Genomic DNA, 17,177 nt, shown 5'->3' on the forward strand with positions numbered 1-17,177 from the left:
GAGAAGGCTTATTAACCTTCTCCTTTTTTCATTTTTATTTAATCATTACATGCTTAAGAAGCAGGCTGCGCTTTCTCTGTTTTTGGCTGATCTTCTTTACCATTTCCGTTCGTTACCCATAAATACAATGATGGAAGAATAATAGGCGCAAAAATCAATGTGCAGGTAAGCCCACCGATAATTACCGTTGATAAAGGCCGTTGTACGTCAGAACCAATGCCTGAAGAAGAGTAGGCAGGGATCAAACCTATGATGGCAACAATGAGAATTGCGAGCAATGCACTCAGCTGTTGCGCAGAACCTTCGAGCACTTTATTTTTCTGGTCGCCGGTTTTACCTTCGGTATATTTATTTAATGCAGATATTAATATTACACCCGTCATTACTGAAATACCGAAGATGCTTACAAAACCGACACCTGCAGATACATTGAAATAATATCCACGCAACAGCAATCCGCAGATGCCTCCTGCTAGCGCGAATAGAATGCATGACATCGTTACCAGGGTATATTTGATGCTTTTAAAGAGTATATACAACAATATAAAAATCATTCCGATGGTGAGCGGAATGGTAATCAGCAGCTGCTTGCCGGCACGTTGCAGGTTTTCATATTGCCCGCCGAAAATAATTTCATAGCCTTTCGGAACCTGAATGTTCTTATGCACTTTCGCCTGCAGTTCTTTTACAAATCCGCCCTGGTCGCGGCCTTTCACATTGGTACGCACCGTAATCATACGCTTGTTGTTGTAACGGTAAATATTTGTCTGGCCCTGTACAAAAAGAATATCGGCCAGTTGATTTAACGGAATCAATGCACCATCAGCCGATTTGATCATTACATTGCTGATGGTAGCAATGGAATTTCTGTCTTCAGGCAAGTAGCGCACAACAATATCATAACGCTTTGCACCATCATACAATACTGATACGGATTTACCCGCAATGGCTGTTTCGATCAGCATTTCTATATCCGCGACATTAATACCGAAGCGGGCAGTCCGTTCGCGGTTGATGCGGATACAGAGCTGCTCCTGCGGGCCTTCCTGCTCAATGTTAACATTATCAGAACCGCGCGTCTGTTTTACTAATTTTAAAATGCTGTCGCTTTTAGAACGCATCAGTTCAAGGTCTTCACCAACAATGGAGATGGCTAAGTCAGCGGCGCTCCCGTTTACAATTTCCATTACCTGATCAATGATTGGCTGTCCGGAAGAGAAACGCACGGCCGGCAATTCCTGCTCCAGGTCATTTTTAATTCGTTGCAGTAATTCCGCTTTTGAAATGGTATCGGTCCATAAAGAATATTCTTTCAGGCCTACGAGTATTTCATTTCTGTTGGCCGGGAAAGGATCGGTACCGTCATCGTTGCGCCCTGTTTGTGTAATTACAAAGGATACGGGCGCATAGCCGGCAATGATCTTCCGGATCTTAGGCGCATAGGTTGCATTTTCCTGAATCGTAACACCCGAAGGAAAGTTTGCCCGAAAAAAAATAGAACCTTCATCGAGCGTTGGTAAAAATTCTGTACCTAATTTTATAATGCAGCCAATCATAATAAATACGACCAGCAAACCAATAAGTACTGTGCGTTTGTAATGTGTTAAGGTAATATCAAGAATTTTACGATAGCATTTCTGTAAAAACTCCAGCACAAAATTTTTATGTTCTTTAAGCGGAATATCGGGATTGGAAACAATTTTGTTGAATGCAAACGACAAAAGCACCGGAATAATTGTTAACGCAGCCAGCATGGAACCGATTACCGCGAACGCCAGTGTTAATGCCATCGGAGAAAAGAGCTTCCCTTCAACACGGGTCATCAGGAGAATAGGCATGTACGCTAAAATGATAATGGTAACAGAGAAAAATATTTCCCGTCCCACTTCATTGGCTGAATTAACAGAGAGCGCTACAATGCCTTGCCTTTTTTCTTCCGGACTGGCAGAGCGGTATTTTCGGAGAAGATGTTCAGCCATTACGCAGGCGCCGTCTACAATAATCCCAAAGTCGATGGCTCCTAGCGACAACAGGTTTGCAGGTATACCCGTTAATTTCATCAGGATAAATGCAAACAGCAATGCAAAGGGAATGGTAAGTGCAACTACTAAAGCGCTGCGGATATTACCAAGGAAGAAGACCAACAGAATGATAACTATGGAAACACCCATGAAGAGTGTATGCGAAACCGTTTCAAGCGAATGGTTGATCAGGAAGCCCCGGTCATAGAGCGGTCTTATCCTAACGTCTTCCGGCAATTCATTTTCTTCCAGGTCGGCAATTTTTTGTTTCATTAAAGCCAGTACCTCACTGGGGTTTTCCTTTCTTCTCAACAAAACAATACCTTCAACACCGCTATTGACATTAACATTCTCGTCATTCACGGTATAACCCAAAATACCACTTGGCGGCGGCGGTGTAATTTCTACGGATGCCACATCTTTAATAAACACGGGCACACCATTGGAAGAAAGCAGAATAATGTTGGCAATATCACTTTCAGATTTTACAGCACCAAGACCGCGGATCGCAAAGGCCTGTTCACCACGAAGTACAGTGTTTCCACCGGCATTCTGGTTATTCTGGTGAATGGCATCAATGATGTTCTGCATGGTGAGGTTGTATTTGCGCAGTTTATCTGCTGAAGCAATTACGTGGAATTGTTTCAGCGGTCCGCCGAATGTACTGATGTCGGCAATGCAGGGCACCTGTAACAAATATGGTTTGATCACCCAGTCCTGCAAATCTCTTAATTGTGTGGGCGTATAAGAAGAAGGGGCTTCTACAACGTAACGGAGAATCTCACCTACAGCTGTAGTCAGTGGTGCAAGCTCAGGGGTTGTAGCATCGGGTGGAAGATCAACACTTGCCATGCGTTCCATTACCTGCTGGCGCGCGAAGTAATCATCGGTACCATCTTTAAACGTCAGCTGCACAACACTTAAACCAAAGATGGTTCTGCTTCTGCGGTCCAGCACATTGGGTGTATTCTGTAATGCCCGTTCAATCGGAATGGTTACCTGTTGTTCAACTTCTTCAGCAGCACGGCCGGGATATTGTGTTACTACAATTACGTTGGTATCTGCAATATCCGGATAGGCTTCAATTTTAATATGAACCAGACACCAGTAGCCAATGGCCATCATTACAATGCTTGCCGCCACAACAAGCCAGCGGTTGTTGATCGAAAAAGTAATAATGTTTTTAATCATTTCTGTGAATTATTCTTCTGGTGAGAGAAGGAATGAAAGAGTATAAGACTTTGTTAAACAGGGATTATTGGCAGGTCTAATAACCAAAGCTCAGACCCTTCAACTGGATAATGCCTTTTGTAACAACCTGGTCGCCGACTTTAAGTCCATCGTAAATAATTACGCGGTCCTTAATCTGTGGCCCCACGAAAACCTCTACACGTTCATACAGCACAGGAGATTTTTTCAGGAAGACATAATTTTTTCCCTGCACAGTAATCAATGAACTGTTGCTCACACTAATATTATCCCCTTCGTTAACTTCAAAAAACACCATACCATACATGCCCAGCTTAAGCGTGCCTTCACTGTTATCAATATTGATGCGCACTTTGATCATGCGGGTTACGTTGTCGATGATATCGGCAATGCCGTCAATTTTTGCTCTGAATTTGGTGCCAGGCATAGATGTAAACTCGACGGAGCACACATCTCCTTTTTTGATTTTGCTCATCTGGCTTTCAGGTACCTCGCAGATTATATAGGCTGTACCGGCTTTTGATTTACGAAGCATGTCCGGCTGAAACCCGCCGCCGTTCAGATTAGACTCTGATTCAAGCAACGCAGCTTTTTCGTTTGCCAGGTTTGTTTCTTCCATGCTCAGGTTTGTTTGGGCTTCAAGTAAATCTTTCCCCGTAGACACACCATGGGCATTTAAATCCTTCACACGCTCCAGCTCTATTTTTTTCTGTACGATATTTACATTCTTGATCTGGTTGATGTTAATGATATGCTGAATCAAAGAAGTATAATTACCTGCCAGATCGGGGTCTTCAAATAAAATAATATTGCTGGAACCTTCCTGGTCTGAAGGAATTACTGTAGCAGCAATCTTTGCCGGAAAAGTAAGGGCTGCAATAATATTGGAGCGTTTCACTTCTTCCGTTAAAAAAGCATCCGAACTTTTTTCAGAAGTAAACTCAATTTTTTTGCCGTTATCAAACACGGTAGAGAATTTTTTCTCTCCCTGTTGAGTGTCTTCCTGTTTCTTTTTGCAGGATAAAAAGACCAATGAAAAAATAAGTGTAATTACGGTTATGTAGTTCATGCGATTATTGCGCGATTTGATTGATTAAACCTAATGAATATAATAGTTGTATATAGCTCTTTCTATAATCACTCAGCATATTGTTGTACTGTTGCTGTGTATCAAGCCAGCTACGCTGCGCTTCCAGCAAGTCAATAATATTTGTACCGCCTCTTAAATAATTATAACGGACATTGCCCAGCACTTTTTCTGACAACAGCATCATGGCATTGTATTTATCAAGATTCTGCTGGTACATGGAAAATGTTTCGTAAGCGGCACGCAATTCTGCCCGGATGAGAAAATTGATTGCGTGAATGTTACGTTCGGCCTGTTGTTTAAGCAAAAGCGATTTGCTGATTTCACCCTGGTTGCGTGAAAATACGGGCAATTCAATCGTACCGTAAAAGCCAAAATAAGGGATAGAATTTTGGGGGTTGTAAATGGCACCAAATTCTGCGGCCGGCCAGGCAAGTGATTTCTGTAGCTTGATATTGGATTCTGCTGAAACCAGAGCTGCCTGCTGAACCTGTATATCGGTTCTGTTAACAAGCGCCTGCTCAAGTAAGCTGTCATACCGGGTTGTATAGGAAATCAGCAGCGGATCATTCAATTCAACTTCAATGCTATCCTGTATGCCTATGGCCGCCTTAAGGGCAATGAGATCACTTCTGTATGTTTGTTTCATTGCCGTCAGTTGCAATGCATACTGGTCCGAAAGCAATTGTGTGCGCATCAGATCTGTTTCGCTGATGACCTGATTCCGGAATCGTATTTTATTCATTTCAACCAGCGAATCAATATTTGATTTTACTTCGGTAATCAATACCATCTGCTTTGTATCGACCCATACCTGCAGCCATTTACTGGCCACATCAAAAAACACATCACGCTCGGTATCGGCATATACGCGCTCTGCGAGTAATACATTATGCTGTGCAACATCAATTCTGTTGTAACGCTGGCCCGGTGCCTGGAACGTTTTTGTCAGCTGCCACCACACCTGTTGATTCCTGCCGCTGGTCCAGTCTGTATTGGCAGGATAGTACGATGGATTGGTCAGCAATAAAGTCTGGTTATTCAAACGCAGATTCGGTCTTAGCTTTGCAGTAATTACATCGGCTTCTGAAATATTCACAGACAGCTGCTGTGCCTGTAAGGCAACATTGTTTGCCTTTGCTGTCTGCAATGCTTTTTGTAATGAATAAGATGTCTGCGCGGATGTCTCTGATAGAATACACAAGAGACATACAATTACGGCATATACACTCCTTTTATTGGTCATTCGTGTTGTATATTAAAAAGCCTTTTAACTTAAGCCAAAGGTAAGAAACAAAACAAGAATATAGGCAGGAGAAAGTGGTAAAATGAAAAAATATTGTTGCCTTTATAATTGAAAGTCAACAGAATATAAACAGAATTGAATGTGATCTTGCCTGCTTTTCTGCGAACAGAAAACAGCCTCAGCATATAAATCATATGCTGAGGCTTCATTTAGGTTATTCCTCTATATTGGTACTGTTTTTAAAACCCTGGCTATCGCGCGTATTTTTTTGTACAGTAATAACTGCAAACAGTGACAGCAAAAAAGAGAATGCATAAAATCCCTTTTCACTCGGCAGCAGTTGCGCGTTCCACAAACCAATGGTGAGCAGCAGGATGGAGAGTAAACTGGAGAACCATGCCAGGCCGAAATAAATGTCCGTAACGGGCACACCTTCAATTCTGTCACGGACTGCTTTTTGAAGTGATACCACTGAAAACAGCCCGTACATAAGCACTGTAAAGTAATATCCCTTTTCATTCAACATCATATCTGATCGCCATAAGCCTATCAAATATCCGATCATTCCCGCTCCCAATGCAACCCAGGATGCACCGATAAAAGCACTTGATGGTTTCTGATTCATAATCTGTCTTGGTTTAAATTGTATACCCGAAAATAGACCACAGATGAAAAGTTAAAAAGCCGGTTTTAGAAAAATACAGACTATTATTTATTGATTAAATAGTTACTATTTAATCAAAAATAGCATTTTTGGTTATTATAACTGACTTTTAAAAATAGCCTTAACTTATTCTTTTAATAGAAACAGCCGGGCACTTTATGGTCATTTGTATAGATTTTGAACACAAAAGACCGAATGTGCACCTGCTGTTTAAAAGCAAATTGTTTCTGTTCGTTTAAATATGTAAATTTTTGCCAACAAACCTTAACTCAAAAATCATGTATCTTTTAGTTCTCCTTATACCCATTGCGCTGATTGTGTTCTGGCTGATCGGTATCTATAATTCATTAGTTGGTCTTCGCAACAGAAGAGAACAGGCATTCGCGGATATTGATGTGCAGCTCAGACAACGCAGTGATCTTGTTCCGCAGTTGGTTGAAACTGTAAAGGGTTATGCCGGACATGAAAGTAAAACACTTACTGATGTGATTGCAGCAAGAAACAGTGTTGTAACGGCAACATCCATTGAAGACAAAATAAAATCAGACAGCCAGCTAACCGCGGCCTTACAGGGCTTGCGTGTTACGGTTGAAGCATATCCGGATTTAAAAGCAAACCAGAATTTCCTGCAGCTGCAGCAGGAAATCAGTGACATAGAAAATAAACTGGCAGCAGCGCGCCGCTTCTTTAATGCAGCTACAAAAGAATACAACACCTCTGTTGAATCGTTTCCGAATAACATCATTGCAGGACGTTATAATTTTAAAAAGGAAGCCATGTATGAATTGAGTGCAGAGAAGAGACAGACAATGGAAGAACCGCCATCCTTTAAATTTTAATTCAACAACATCGACACGTGAAATACATCGGTATCCAGAAACAGATTCGGAGGAACAACAGAAAATCTGTTTTACTGCTGCTCTTATTTCCACTCATACTGGTTGTGTTGGGCGTGATCCTGACCGGCTCTGTTGAAGTAGCTTTCCTATTCATATGCCTGTCGGCTGTTTGGTTTGTGATTGCTTATTTTTTTCACAATAAAATGATCGAAAGCGCAACCGCTTCCGAAGCCATGTCGCGAAGGGAGAACCCGCGGGTATATAATTTACTGGAGAACATGTGCATTGCGCAAGGCATGCGCATGCCTAAACTGAATATCATCAACGACGACTCGCTGAATGCTTTTGCCAGCGGCATCAATCAGGACACATTTACCATCACGCTTTCAAAAGGAATTATTGAAAAGCTTAGTGATGAAGAACTGGAAGGCGTGATCGCGCATGAGCTTTCACATATTATAAACCGTGACGTACGTTTGCTGATCATTTCGATCATCTTCGTCGGCATCTTTTCCTTTATCGCCGAAATGACGATGCGGAACGTTAGTTTTTTTGGCAGAAGCAGAGATAGTGAGGGAAGAAACAACCTGCCGGTTATTTTAATTGCCATAATCACTTCTGTAGTTGCATTTTTCATGGCACGGCTGCTGCATTTCGCGATATCCCGCAAACGGGAATACCTTGCTGATGCCGGTGCGGCAGAGATCACAAAGAAACCTTATGCACTGGCATCCGCATTACGGAAAGTCTCCGCAGATCCATATATAGAGGCGGTTACCAGAAGGGACGTAGCACAACTGTTCATGCACAACCCGCAGTTTACAGAAAGAAATTTTTTCGGGAATCTGTTTTCTACCCATCCGCCGATAGAGAAAAGAATTGAATTGCTGGAGCAGTTTGTTTAAATCCATACAATAAAAATATCTTTCATACGACATAAACTTAACAGGCAAATTTTGTGTTGTTGCCTTTATAATTCATTCATTTTCTCGTTTAATATTTACTAATGGAAAAAAAGAAAAGCAAAGTCACTATCGGTCAGGTTTTTAAAACAATCATCTGGCCAAGAAGAAAACTCATTTTTATCGGTTTGATATTGATCATCATTAGCAGGCTCGCCAGCCTGGTATTACCCGCGGCTACAAAATATTTAGTTGATGATGTTGTAGACCATAAAGATTACGCAATGCTTCATACCATTCTCTGGGTTGTTGGTCTTTCGATCGCAGTCAATACGGCGTTATCATTTCTGCTTACCCAGCTGTTAAGCGTGGAAGCTCAATTGCTGATCTCAAAATTACGCGTGCAGGTGCAGCGTAAAATCCTGAGCCTGCCGATCAATTATTTCGATAACAATAAATCCGGCGCACTGGTATCGCGCATTATGACAGATGTTGAAGGGGTACGGAATTTAATAGGTACGGGACTGGTACAATTAATCGGCGGAACGATTACTTCGGTTGTCGCATTGGTGATGCTGATCAAAATCAGTCCGATGATGACCTTGTATGTATTGCTACCGATTGCATTGTTTGCGTTTATTGCCATGCGGGCATTCGCGCACATCCGACCGATCTTTAAGAACAGAGGCGTGATCAACGCGGAAGTAACAGGCCGCTTAACAGAAACATTAAATGGTGTACGCATTATTAAAGGCTTCAATGCGGAAGAACAGGAAAACAAAACATTTCAGACCGGCGTTGACCGCTTATTTGAAAATGTAAAACAAAGTTTAACAGCAACCTCACTGATCACCAGCGCTTCTTTGTTCCTGCTGGGCATGGCTACGCTCGGTATCATGGGTATCGGCGGCTATATGATGATTGATGAAGACATGACGAAGGGGGATTTCTTTTCATTTACCATGCTGCTTGGTTTTATGATTGCACCGATCGTGCAGATGAGCAGCATCGGCAGCCAGCTTACAGAGGCCTTCGCCGGACTGGATCGTACGGAAGAGATCATGAACATGGATCCGGAGGAGGATCGTGAAAAGAGAACAATTGTGCTGAAAGATATTAAAGGAGATATAAAGTTTGACCAGGTTTCATTCGCATACCTGGAAGGAAAAGAAGTATTGAACAATGTAAGCTTCGATGCGCCGGCCGGAACGGTTACGGCACTTGTCGGTACCTCGGGCTCCGGCAAATCAACTATTGCCGGCCTGGTAGCAACATTCCTGAATCCAGAAGCAGGTAAGATTACGATTGACGGCACCGACTTATCACGGGTAACGCTAAGCAGCTACCGTAAAAATTTAGGTGTGGTACTGCAGGATGATTTTCTGTTTGAAGGAACGATCCGTGAAAACATTTTATTTCCGCGTCCGGATGCAACCGAAGAGCAATTGCTGCACGCGGTAAAAGCAGGTTATGTAAACGAATTCACCGATCGATTTGAGCAAGGACTTGATACATTGATCGGTGAACGTGGCGTAAAACTTTCAGGCGGACAAAGACAGCGTATTGCCATTGCGCGTGCTATACTGGCCGATCCGAAAATTATTATTCTGGATGAAGCCACGTCGAACCTGGATACGCAGAGTGAGTCATTGATTCAACAGTCATTAGGTGAGTTGATGAAAGGCCGTACAACGTTTGTAATCGCGCACAGACTAAGTACGATCCGTCAGGCCGACCAGATTCTGGTGATTGAGAATGGACGTATCGCCGAGCAAGGCAACCACGCCGAACTGATCGCGAAAGAAGGAAGATACTTTGAACTGCATACATACCAGGCGAGAATCTAAGCTCAATGCCTAATGCTAAAAGCAAAAGGACCGCTGTATGTTAATGCAGCGGTCTTTTATTTAAATACTAGATGTTCTATAGAACAGAAATATTTATAGCTTTGTACCTAAACAATTATAGCTATGAATTTAAAATTTTTTTTCTTGTCATTAACCGCACTTTTGAGTTTTTCATTGTGCGTGCAAGCGCAGGATTCAATTCCTACAAAATCAACACTATCTTTTAAACTAGGCGGTTGTTATATGCCGCAATCGACCTTTATTCAGAATACCAGCGAAAAAAAAGATCCATCGGCAAGCCCTGAATGGCAACTGGGATTTATGATCGGTATAACTACAGGCGTTGTTTTCAGTAAAAAAGTAAGCCTGGATTTGGGTTTCGGAAGTTCAAAACAGGGTGTTAATTATTCTACCTCAACAGAATTTTATGCGCCCATAACACTACATTATCTTAAAATTCCAATAACATTAAACTACCGGCCATTAATGAAGTATAATATTCCTTTCGAATTCTCAGGAGGATTTCAGTACTCGGGTTTACTAAAAGCAGATATTTATATGCGAGATGGATATTATTTACCGAATAATGGGGATAAGCAATGGTTTAATGAGTCTACCTTTGATGTAGTTGGTGCTGTAGGAACCAATTTTGAAATCCTACAGCACATATATGTTAATTTGAAATGCAGGGCTGATTACAGTTTGACAGATCCCATAAATAGAGATTATACATTCAATGGTGGAGGGAACACAATCATGCACTGGAAGTCAGACAGAAGCCCATCGCACAACATAACGGTTGGCTTTTTGATGGGTATTGAATACCATTTCGGTAAAAAGTAAAAGAAGGTTAAAAACTGAATCATACATATGTTTCAGTTTTGTTTTTATACAAACATTATCAAACATGAAACCGGCCAAGAAAATTTTAGCATTCACCTTTATCATTTCAATCATCGGGCTGCTTAACGAATCGCTGGCGGTATTTGATATTGAAAGAACAAGCCTTTTGTTTGAAACTATAAAGTGGATGAATTATGTTTCACCACCCTTAGACCTTTCGTATTCAAATAATATATTTTTCGGCATATCTCTGGAAGAATATAATTTCAGTAATAATGCAATTTTCAATTATTTAAATGCGGCCTTTTATATTTTTCTTTTTTTAAGCGGAATAGTTTACGGCTTTTCAAGAGGAAAAAAATCGAAAATACTGAAATTCTGTTTTTGCACTTTTTTTACTGCAAACGGTTATATTGATCGTTTTTATAATACCTGTTAACCTGATCTATTATGAGCACATAAAAAACGATACATACTTATGGCCCAGAACACTATATTTCATGATAAACCGCGTAGTATGGACCTATCTGATTTATCATGCTATAAAAGTATTGGCTGTAGACCATGAAACAGATCATAAAGGCAAAATTGATTTGTTAAATCTTTCAGATACACCAAAAATTCAACGCTTCGTCCATTTGATCATAGATTCTGTGTTATGCCTGATCACATGTTCTTTTGTTGTCAATTCCGTATTAACAACAAACATACAGATTCAATTGCAGCATGCCATCGGATACGCATCTACAACATATATTGTTTTTTTTATTTGCGCCCTTATGTATTATGTATTTTATGAAACGCTTTTTGGTTTTACTCCTGCAAAGATTTTAACAGGCTCAAAGGTTATAACAATCAAGGGAGAAAGAATATCATTCAGCCAGGGAGTTTTAAGAACTCTTTCCAGACGCGTACCTTTTGCAAGCCTGGCCTTTTTATTAGGCGAATATTGTCCGCATGATTACTGGACAGACACGAGAGTGATAAAAATCAAATCAAATAAAAACAGATTGTAATTTATTCAAACAGTTTGTTAAGAAAAGCGAAACGGATTATACCATCCGTTTCGCTTTTTCTTTAATCCGCTTTGTTCTCAATAATTTTTCCATCTGCTGCAAAAGTCACCTTGCGTTCCTCTTCGCCTTTTTCCAGTTCAACTTTATACGTTACTACTGAACCGGCTTCAACCTTTTTAGCTTCTTCGGTTTTGTAGCCGTTGAAACTTTTTTGGATCGATGCAGTAACAGCTGCAGGCAATTCGCTTACTGGAATTTCCTGTTTGTGTTTTACAATCTTTCCGGTGCTGTCGATGTAAACGGTGTGGTCCATGTTGCTGATCTCAAATTCAGCTTCGTATAAACCCTTTTTCAATTCCCACTCTTCTACAGCCTGCTGCGGAAACTTTTGCTGGAAAGCTGTTACAACCACTGCGGGAACATCCTGCGGAGCAACCTCCTGTGCGTATGAAATGCAGCCACTGCTCAGGATTAATAATGCGATTGATAAATTTTTCATAAACGTATGATGTTTGGTTTATGTAAAGTAAAAAAGCAAAACAGGAAAGAATCGGGAATGAAAGATGCATTAAAGAATTTTATCTTAACTGTTTCGCCGCGGCAGGATCGCAAGGTGTGAAAGACCTTTACATTTCGGGTTGTTGGCCGTTGGCACAACAACAGGTTGATTTTGTTGTCAGGTTAGAAGGAACGTTAAAACCGGATCCGGAAAACATGCTTCCCATCAAACGAATAACTCAACGCAAATCCGTATTTATCGGTAATGGCTTTTACAATAGCCAGGCCCAGGCCGGTTGAATGTGTTTCGCCTGAATTTTTATAAAAACGTTTGAAAATTTGCTGCGGGTCCAGCGCCTTTGTGCCGCTGTTTTCAATAATCAGCGTTTGTTTATCGCAACGGATATGTACTAAACCTCCTGCCGGCGTATGTGTTACAGCATTCTTAACCAAATTGCTCAGCAGCATGTCAGCCAGGTCTTTGTTCATTTTTACGGTGAGCTCTCCGGCATTTTCAAATTCAACAGCTACATTTTTGTATGTTGCCAGGTCGGATAGATCATCGTGCAAGCGCCGGCAAATGGAGGAGAGGGAAACTATTGCTTCTTGGTAAAATTGTTTGTTCTCAATTTTAGACAAAAGCAACAAAGATTTATTCAGCCGCGTAAGCCGCTGCAGATTTTCAATAACCGATGCAAGTGTATACAACTCTGCTTCTGTAAGGTTATTTTTTTCGGTAAGCAACTCCAGTTTATTGATGCTGATGGCAAGAGGTGTTTGCAATTCGTGAGCCGCATTTTCTATAAATTGTTTCTGACTGATAAACAATTCAGCATTTTTTTTCAGCAGGCTATCAACAGTAGTGTTTAAGAGCTTAAACTCATCAACGTTTGTTTTTACAGGAACATAAGCCGTTGAGCTTAATGAAAAATGTTCCAGTTGATGAATCAGTTGATAAAACGGCCTCCAGATTTTTTTCAGCAGGAACGTGTTTACAAGGAACACACTTATGAGCAGTACAGCATATAACCATACCAGGGAATAGAAAAGATCTTCGATCAGGTCATCTTCTTCAACCGTAGAGGATATAATGCGCAGTTCATAATAATCATGTTTATTAAGGGTGAAAACGGTTTTCAATAAACGCACCGGCTCAAGGTCATCTTCATGCTGCATATACATGAGCGTATCTTTATATACGTCTTTTATTTTATGTGTTGGCCCAGAAGTTATTTTATGAATGGAATAATTACTTTCGTCAAAATGCACTTTCTCGAGGATGGTACTGTCTTGTGCGGCTTTCTGTACAATCAGTAATTTATGATTTTTAAGGTTGTCGTCGATGCTGTCATATACTTCATCCAGCATCTCTACATAAAAAATGGCGGCCCAGATACTTATGATAAAGAACAAGGCTACGGAAATATATAAAAGCGTATAGTTGTGTAGTTTCATAAAACATGAAGCTTATATCCGATGCCGTATACAGCCTGTATTTCAATGGCAGCGTTATGGTCCTTGAGTTTTTTACGCAGGTTTTTGATCTGCGAATAAATGAATTCAAAATCATCGGCCTGGTCGCTGAAATCGCCCCATACATGTTCGGCCAGCGACGCCTTATTAATGAGTCTGTTTTTGTTCACCATGAAATAAGCAAGCACATCAAATTCTTTTCTGTTCAGCATGAGCAATTCGTTGCCGATGTATACTGCACGATCATCAAACTGTATCCGCACATTGTTAAGAGCAAGCTCATTTTTTCCATGCAGGGTTTTTCTTCTTAAAATAGATTTTACGCGTGCGGTCAGCTCCGCAATATGAAAAGGTTTGATCAGATAATCGTCGGCGCCCAGGTTGAGTCCGGCAACTTTATCATCAATGGAATCTTTTGCGGAAAGAATAATTACGTTAGAGGCTTTGTCCAGCGCTTTCATTTCTTTCAGCAGATCCAGGCCGCTGCCTCCGGGAAGCATGATGTCCAGCAGGATACAGTCGTACTCGTAAGAAACGATCTTGTCCAGCGCGCTTTCAAAATCCGTTGCTGATTCAACCAAATAGTATTCTTTCTCAAGAGTCTCCCGGATCACTTCCTGCATCGCCGTTTCATCTTCTATCACCAGTATTTTCATACTTCAAGTAAAGCTATAAATCTGTAAAGAATCGGGAATATGTAACGCATGTAAACAAACACAATCAGATTTTTGAAATATCCCTTCAAAAGGATGAATTAAAACCATCGGATCATGCAAAACAAGGGCATTATTTAATATATAAAAAAATAATAAGTAATTTGAATCTGTAAACCAGCTATTTTTAGACCTGATTTTTTGGTCAGTGTTGTTGTGTAAAAAAGTATACGTTCAGAATAATGGTCTGTAATATACTTTTACCCTGCGACCTACGGATAGCCGGATTGATGTTTTACAAAACATTTGGTGAATGATGAAGGAAAAACTGCACGAACAGCAAAACGAAGAAACGACACTCGACAACCTCATGGAAGGCTTTCAGCTCATAAGTTTTGACTGGCGCTATTTATATGTGAATGAGGCTGTAGTAAAACACAGCAAATACAAAAAAGAAGAGTTGCTTGGATTTACCATGATGGAAAAATATCCCGGCATTGAAAAGACACCACTGTTCGATATCCTTAAAATATGCATGAAGGAACGTGTGCCGGAATTTTTTGAAAATGAATTTACCTACCCGGATGGTTCTAAAGGCTGGTTTGAATTGCGCATACAGCCAGTTCCCGAAGGATTATTCATTCTTTCCATCGATATTTCTGAGCGCAAAAAATCGGAAGAGAAAAAAGCAGAATACGTCTATGGCCTGGAGAAGATGTTGTTTATGACCTCACATAAAGTCCGCCAGCCAATTACGCAGATCATCGGCATGTCAAACCTGCTTGAACATGAATTTAATTCTCATGAAGATCTGAAGCAGATAACCCGGTATATGAAAGATTCCCTGCGCTCACTGGACTTATTTACAAAAGAACTTACGGTCTTTTTAAACGACCTGCAGGATCAGGTAAAAAACGAATAAACATATACACTGGCTTAATTGGGAGCCCTTTTATATCCGCGACAATAATTTATTTTTTCAATCCGCCTTCCCGACAAAACTTTTATGCCGGAATCCCGTTACTTTATTCGGCAATTTCATCTTATATAAAATACGTTACAATAATTTTTAACCCCTGATGATAAACAATACCAACCGGGAGAATATCTACCGGGTAAACAGACATAGTAACCTCAAAGAAAAAACCGTTCAGCAATTCCTTACAGACCATGTTTATGCCGGTAAACCGGAGTGGAACAGTTTTTTAAAGATCTTTCTGCTGACCCTGGGTGCAGGTTTTACAGTAGCAGGCATTGTCTTTTTCTTTGCCTATAACTGGGAAGGCCTGCATAAGTTTGCCAAGCTGGGCCTGGCAGAAGCCGCATTTGTTATTGCCGGTGCATGTATTTTCATTTCGAAATTCAATGAAACGATCAGAAGCATTATGCTTACCGTAGCATGCGTACTGGTGGGTGTATTGTTTGCCGTATTTGGACAGATTTATCAGACTGGTGCAAATGCCTATGATTTCTTTCTGGGGTGGACTGTTTTTATTACGGTGTGTGTGCTGGTATCGGATTTTGCACCGCTATGGCTTATTTATATAGTACTGATTAATACAACACTCTTTTTTTATGCCGAACAGGTTGCAGACCATTGGGAAGAACGCATGGTATTTCTTATCCATTTCTGCTTAAACACATCGGTGCTGGCAGCTACAGTAATGTTGCAGAAAATTAAAAACAATCTTCATATCCCGGTATGGTTTATAAATAGCCTGGCTTTTGCCGCTGCATTCTTTGCAACAGTAGGCTCAACCATTGAAATCATCGATTATGATGAAGGTGATTTATACATTGTACTACTGTCTGTTTTGCTGGTTTACGGATTGGGTGTTTATTATGCACTCAACAAAAAAAGTATTTTTTATCTGGCGGTAATTGCTTTTAGTTCAATCATCATCCTATCAGCATTGATTATTAATGCGGGCAGTGGCTCCGAAACATTTTTCTTTATCTTCATATTTATCATCGGCAGTGTTACCGGTGTTATAAAAGGCTTGATTTCACTTCATAAAACCTGGTCACATGAGTAAAGGAACATCCATATCAGAACTGATCAACCGGTTTAAAGAATCAGAAGGAGAATCATTCGAAATTAATGAGCAGACAATCATTGCAGAAACCGTTGAACAGGCCGCCAATAAAACGACGCTGTCCATAACTGCTTTATCTGTACTCGGCGGATTTTTAGCTACGCTGGCATTTCTGGGTTTTTTAGGGATCGCAGGATTATATAATTCAGAAGTAGGATTGTTTATCTTCGGTATATTGTTTATTGCTGGTGCGCTGGCGTTGAACAAATTTTATAACAAACCAATTATTGATACAATCTGCGTGTCAGCATTTGCTATTGGTTTCTGCATGGTAGGTATGGCCATGGACAAAATGAACATCGATGAAAATGTCATTTGTCTGGCACTGATGGCTGCAGCAACTGGCGTACTTTTTGTAAACCAGAGCTTTTTACTTTCTCTGCTTTCCTTCGGAATTATATTCGGCGGTATAGGTGTTCTCTTAAATCTGAACAACGCGTTTTATATATCGATGCATTTCTATTTACTATTTCTGACAATAGCACTCATAGTTGTTTCGTTGCATGAAGCGTTGCTGATCACCTGGCTGCGAAAATTTTCAAAATTATATCAACCGCTGTATCTGTCGCTGGTTTGTTGTTTTATTGTAGTGACACTTATTATAGCGATGCAGAATTTTTATTATTCAACGGAAGAAGAAATGCCGGATTATTCCTGGATCTCGTCTTCAGCAATTATCATGAGTGTTATTTACACCGTTTCAAAAATAACATTGTTGTATCCGATCAAAAACAATGTAGTCCAGAAAGTTTTTGTTTATACTGGCGTATTGATTTTATTGAT

At 40.5% G+C, this 17,177-nt stretch carries 15 protein-coding genes; 8 read left to right on the forward strand and 7 right to left on the reverse strand.

The genetic code is table 11. The features are described 5' to 3' along the window. Positions 1 to 53: 53 nt before the first annotated feature. The 4 genes from ACTHJT_RS12490 to yiaA all read right to left on the reverse strand — a co-directional run bounded on the left by ACTHJT_RS12490 (position 54) and on the right by yiaA (position 6,188). The gene (locus ACTHJT_RS12490; protein ID WP_440238654.1) at positions 54 to 3,212 is read right to left on the reverse strand and encodes an efflux RND transporter permease subunit; all 3,159 of its coding nucleotides are present in this window, start codon (positions 3,210 to 3,212) and stop codon (positions 54 to 56) included. Between the two features lie 76 nt (positions 3,213 to 3,288). Beyond that, a complete protein-coding gene (locus ACTHJT_RS12495; RefSeq protein WP_440238656.1) occupies positions 3,289 to 4,299 on the reverse strand; it encodes an efflux RND transporter periplasmic adaptor subunit in 1,011 nt (336 codons plus the stop codon). Between the two features lie 4 nt (positions 4,300 to 4,303). Then, positions 4,304 to 5,563 (reverse strand): TolC family protein, encoded by a 1,260-nt coding sequence (locus tag ACTHJT_RS12500; protein WP_440238658.1) that lies wholly within the window; start codon positions 5,561 to 5,563, stop codon positions 4,304 to 4,306. 214 nt (positions 5,564 to 5,777) lie between these two features. Then, positions 5,778 to 6,188, reverse strand: coding sequence for an inner membrane protein YiaA (gene yiaA, locus ACTHJT_RS12505; protein ID WP_440238660.1), 411 nt, complete (start codon positions 6,186 to 6,188; stop codon positions 5,778 to 5,780). A gap of 317 nt (positions 6,189 to 6,505) precedes the next feature. Between yiaA and ACTHJT_RS12510 the strand changes: the two genes are divergently transcribed. The 5 genes from ACTHJT_RS12510 (at position 6,506) to ACTHJT_RS12530 (ending at position 11,674) form a co-directional block, all read left to right on the forward strand. Further along, positions 6,506 to 7,066, forward strand: coding sequence for a LemA family protein (locus ACTHJT_RS12510; RefSeq protein ID WP_440238662.1), 561 nt, complete (start codon positions 6,506 to 6,508; stop codon positions 7,064 to 7,066). Between the two features lie 17 nt (positions 7,067 to 7,083). Then, entirely contained in the window at positions 7,084 to 7,971 is an 888-nt protein-coding gene (locus ACTHJT_RS12515) for a M48 family metallopeptidase (RefSeq protein WP_440238664.1), read from the forward strand. A 101-nt stretch (positions 7,972 to 8,072) separates the two neighbouring features. Continuing rightward, a complete protein-coding gene (locus ACTHJT_RS12520) occupies positions 8,073 to 9,815 on the forward strand; it encodes an ABC transporter ATP-binding protein (RefSeq protein WP_440238666.1) in 1,743 nt (580 codons plus the stop codon). Positions 9,816 to 9,938: 123 nt separating this feature from the next. Continuing rightward, complete coding sequence (locus ACTHJT_RS12525) at positions 9,939 to 10,658, forward strand: outer membrane beta-barrel protein (RefSeq protein ID WP_440238668.1); 720 nt, start codon at positions 9,939 to 9,941, stop codon at positions 10,656 to 10,658. A gap of 500 nt (positions 10,659 to 11,158) precedes the next feature. Further along, the gene (locus ACTHJT_RS12530) at positions 11,159 to 11,674 is read left to right on the forward strand and encodes an RDD family protein (RefSeq protein WP_440238670.1); all 516 of its coding nucleotides are present in this window, start codon (positions 11,159 to 11,161) and stop codon (positions 11,672 to 11,674) included. Positions 11,675 to 11,735: 61 nt separating this feature from the next. Here ACTHJT_RS12530 and ACTHJT_RS12535 read toward each other — a convergent pair whose 3' ends face one another. The 3 genes from ACTHJT_RS12535 to ACTHJT_RS12545 form a co-directional block, all read right to left on the reverse strand. Beyond that, the gene (locus ACTHJT_RS12535) at positions 11,736 to 12,173 is read right to left on the reverse strand and encodes a PepSY-like domain-containing protein (RefSeq protein WP_440238672.1); all 438 of its coding nucleotides are present in this window, start codon (positions 12,171 to 12,173) and stop codon (positions 11,736 to 11,738) included. A 194-nt stretch (positions 12,174 to 12,367) separates the two neighbouring features. Next, a complete protein-coding gene (locus ACTHJT_RS12540; RefSeq protein WP_440238674.1) occupies positions 12,368 to 13,627 on the reverse strand; it encodes a sensor histidine kinase in 1,260 nt (419 codons plus the stop codon). Next, entirely contained in the window at positions 13,624 to 14,301 is a 678-nt protein-coding gene (locus ACTHJT_RS12545; RefSeq protein WP_440238676.1) for a response regulator transcription factor, read from the reverse strand. The genes ACTHJT_RS12540 and ACTHJT_RS12545 overlap by 4 nt, the downstream gene beginning before the upstream one ends. 310 nt (positions 14,302 to 14,611) lie before the next feature. Here ACTHJT_RS12545 and ACTHJT_RS12550 point away from each other — a divergent pair, with 310 nt between their 5' ends. The 3 genes from ACTHJT_RS12550 to ACTHJT_RS12560 all read left to right on the forward strand — a co-directional run. Continuing rightward, positions 14,612 to 15,220, forward strand: coding sequence for a PAS domain-containing protein (locus ACTHJT_RS12550; protein ID WP_440238678.1), 609 nt, complete (start codon positions 14,612 to 14,614; stop codon positions 15,218 to 15,220). Positions 15,221 to 15,377: 157 nt separating this feature from the next. After that, on the forward strand, positions 15,378 to 16,334 hold the full coding sequence (locus ACTHJT_RS12555; protein WP_440238680.1) for a DUF2157 domain-containing protein: 957 nt from the start codon (positions 15,378 to 15,380) through the stop codon (positions 16,332 to 16,334). Then, the coding region (locus ACTHJT_RS12560; RefSeq protein ID WP_440238682.1) for a DUF4401 domain-containing protein at positions 16,327 to 17,177 on the forward strand (851 nt) is incomplete at its 3' end. The genes ACTHJT_RS12555 and ACTHJT_RS12560, both read left to right, overlap by 8 nt.

The organism is Cytophaga sp. (assembly GCF_051961495.1).
In the GTDB taxonomy this organism is placed as follows: domain Bacteria; phylum Bacteroidota; class Bacteroidia; order Cytophagales; family Cytophagaceae; genus Cytophaga.

Excerpts from the sequence above, each read along its gene's own strand:
- ACTHJT_RS12490 (WP_440238654.1), bottom strand. The coding sequence starts at position 3,212 with ATGATTAAAAACATTATTACTTTTTCGATCAACAACCGCTGGCTTGTT.
- ACTHJT_RS12495 (WP_440238656.1), bottom strand. The coding sequence starts at position 4,299 with ATGAACTACATAACCGTAATTACACTTATTTTTTCATTGGTCTTTTTA.
- ACTHJT_RS12500 (WP_440238658.1), bottom strand. The coding sequence starts at position 5,563 with ATGACCAATAAAAGGAGTGTATATGCCGTAATTGTATGTCTCTTGTGT.
- yiaA (WP_440238660.1), bottom strand. The coding sequence starts at position 6,188 with ATGAATCAGAAACCATCAAGTGCTTTTATCGGTGCATCCTGGGTTGCA.
- ACTHJT_RS12510 (WP_440238662.1), top strand. The coding sequence starts at position 6,506 with ATGTATCTTTTAGTTCTCCTTATACCCATTGCGCTGATTGTGTTCTGG.
- ACTHJT_RS12520 (WP_440238666.1), top strand. The coding sequence starts at position 8,073 with ATGGAAAAAAAGAAAAGCAAAGTCACTATCGGTCAGGTTTTTAAAACA.
- ACTHJT_RS12525 (WP_440238668.1), top strand. The coding sequence starts at position 9,939 with ATGAATTTAAAATTTTTTTTCTTGTCATTAACCGCACTTTTGAGTTTT.
- ACTHJT_RS12530 (WP_440238670.1), top strand. The coding sequence starts at position 11,159 with ATGATAAACCGCGTAGTATGGACCTATCTGATTTATCATGCTATAAAA.
- ACTHJT_RS12535 (WP_440238672.1), bottom strand. The coding sequence starts at position 12,173 with ATGAAAAATTTATCAATCGCATTATTAATCCTGAGCAGTGGCTGCATT.
- ACTHJT_RS12540 (WP_440238674.1), bottom strand. The coding sequence starts at position 13,627 with ATGAAACTACACAACTATACGCTTTTATATATTTCCGTAGCCTTGTTC.
- ACTHJT_RS12545 (WP_440238676.1), bottom strand. The coding sequence starts at position 14,301 with ATGAAAATACTGGTGATAGAAGATGAAACGGCGATGCAGGAAGTGATC.
- ACTHJT_RS12550 (WP_440238678.1), top strand. The coding sequence starts at position 14,612 with ATGATGAAGGAAAAACTGCACGAACAGCAAAACGAAGAAACGACACTC.
- ACTHJT_RS12555 (WP_440238680.1), top strand. The coding sequence starts at position 15,378 with ATGATAAACAATACCAACCGGGAGAATATCTACCGGGTAAACAGACAT.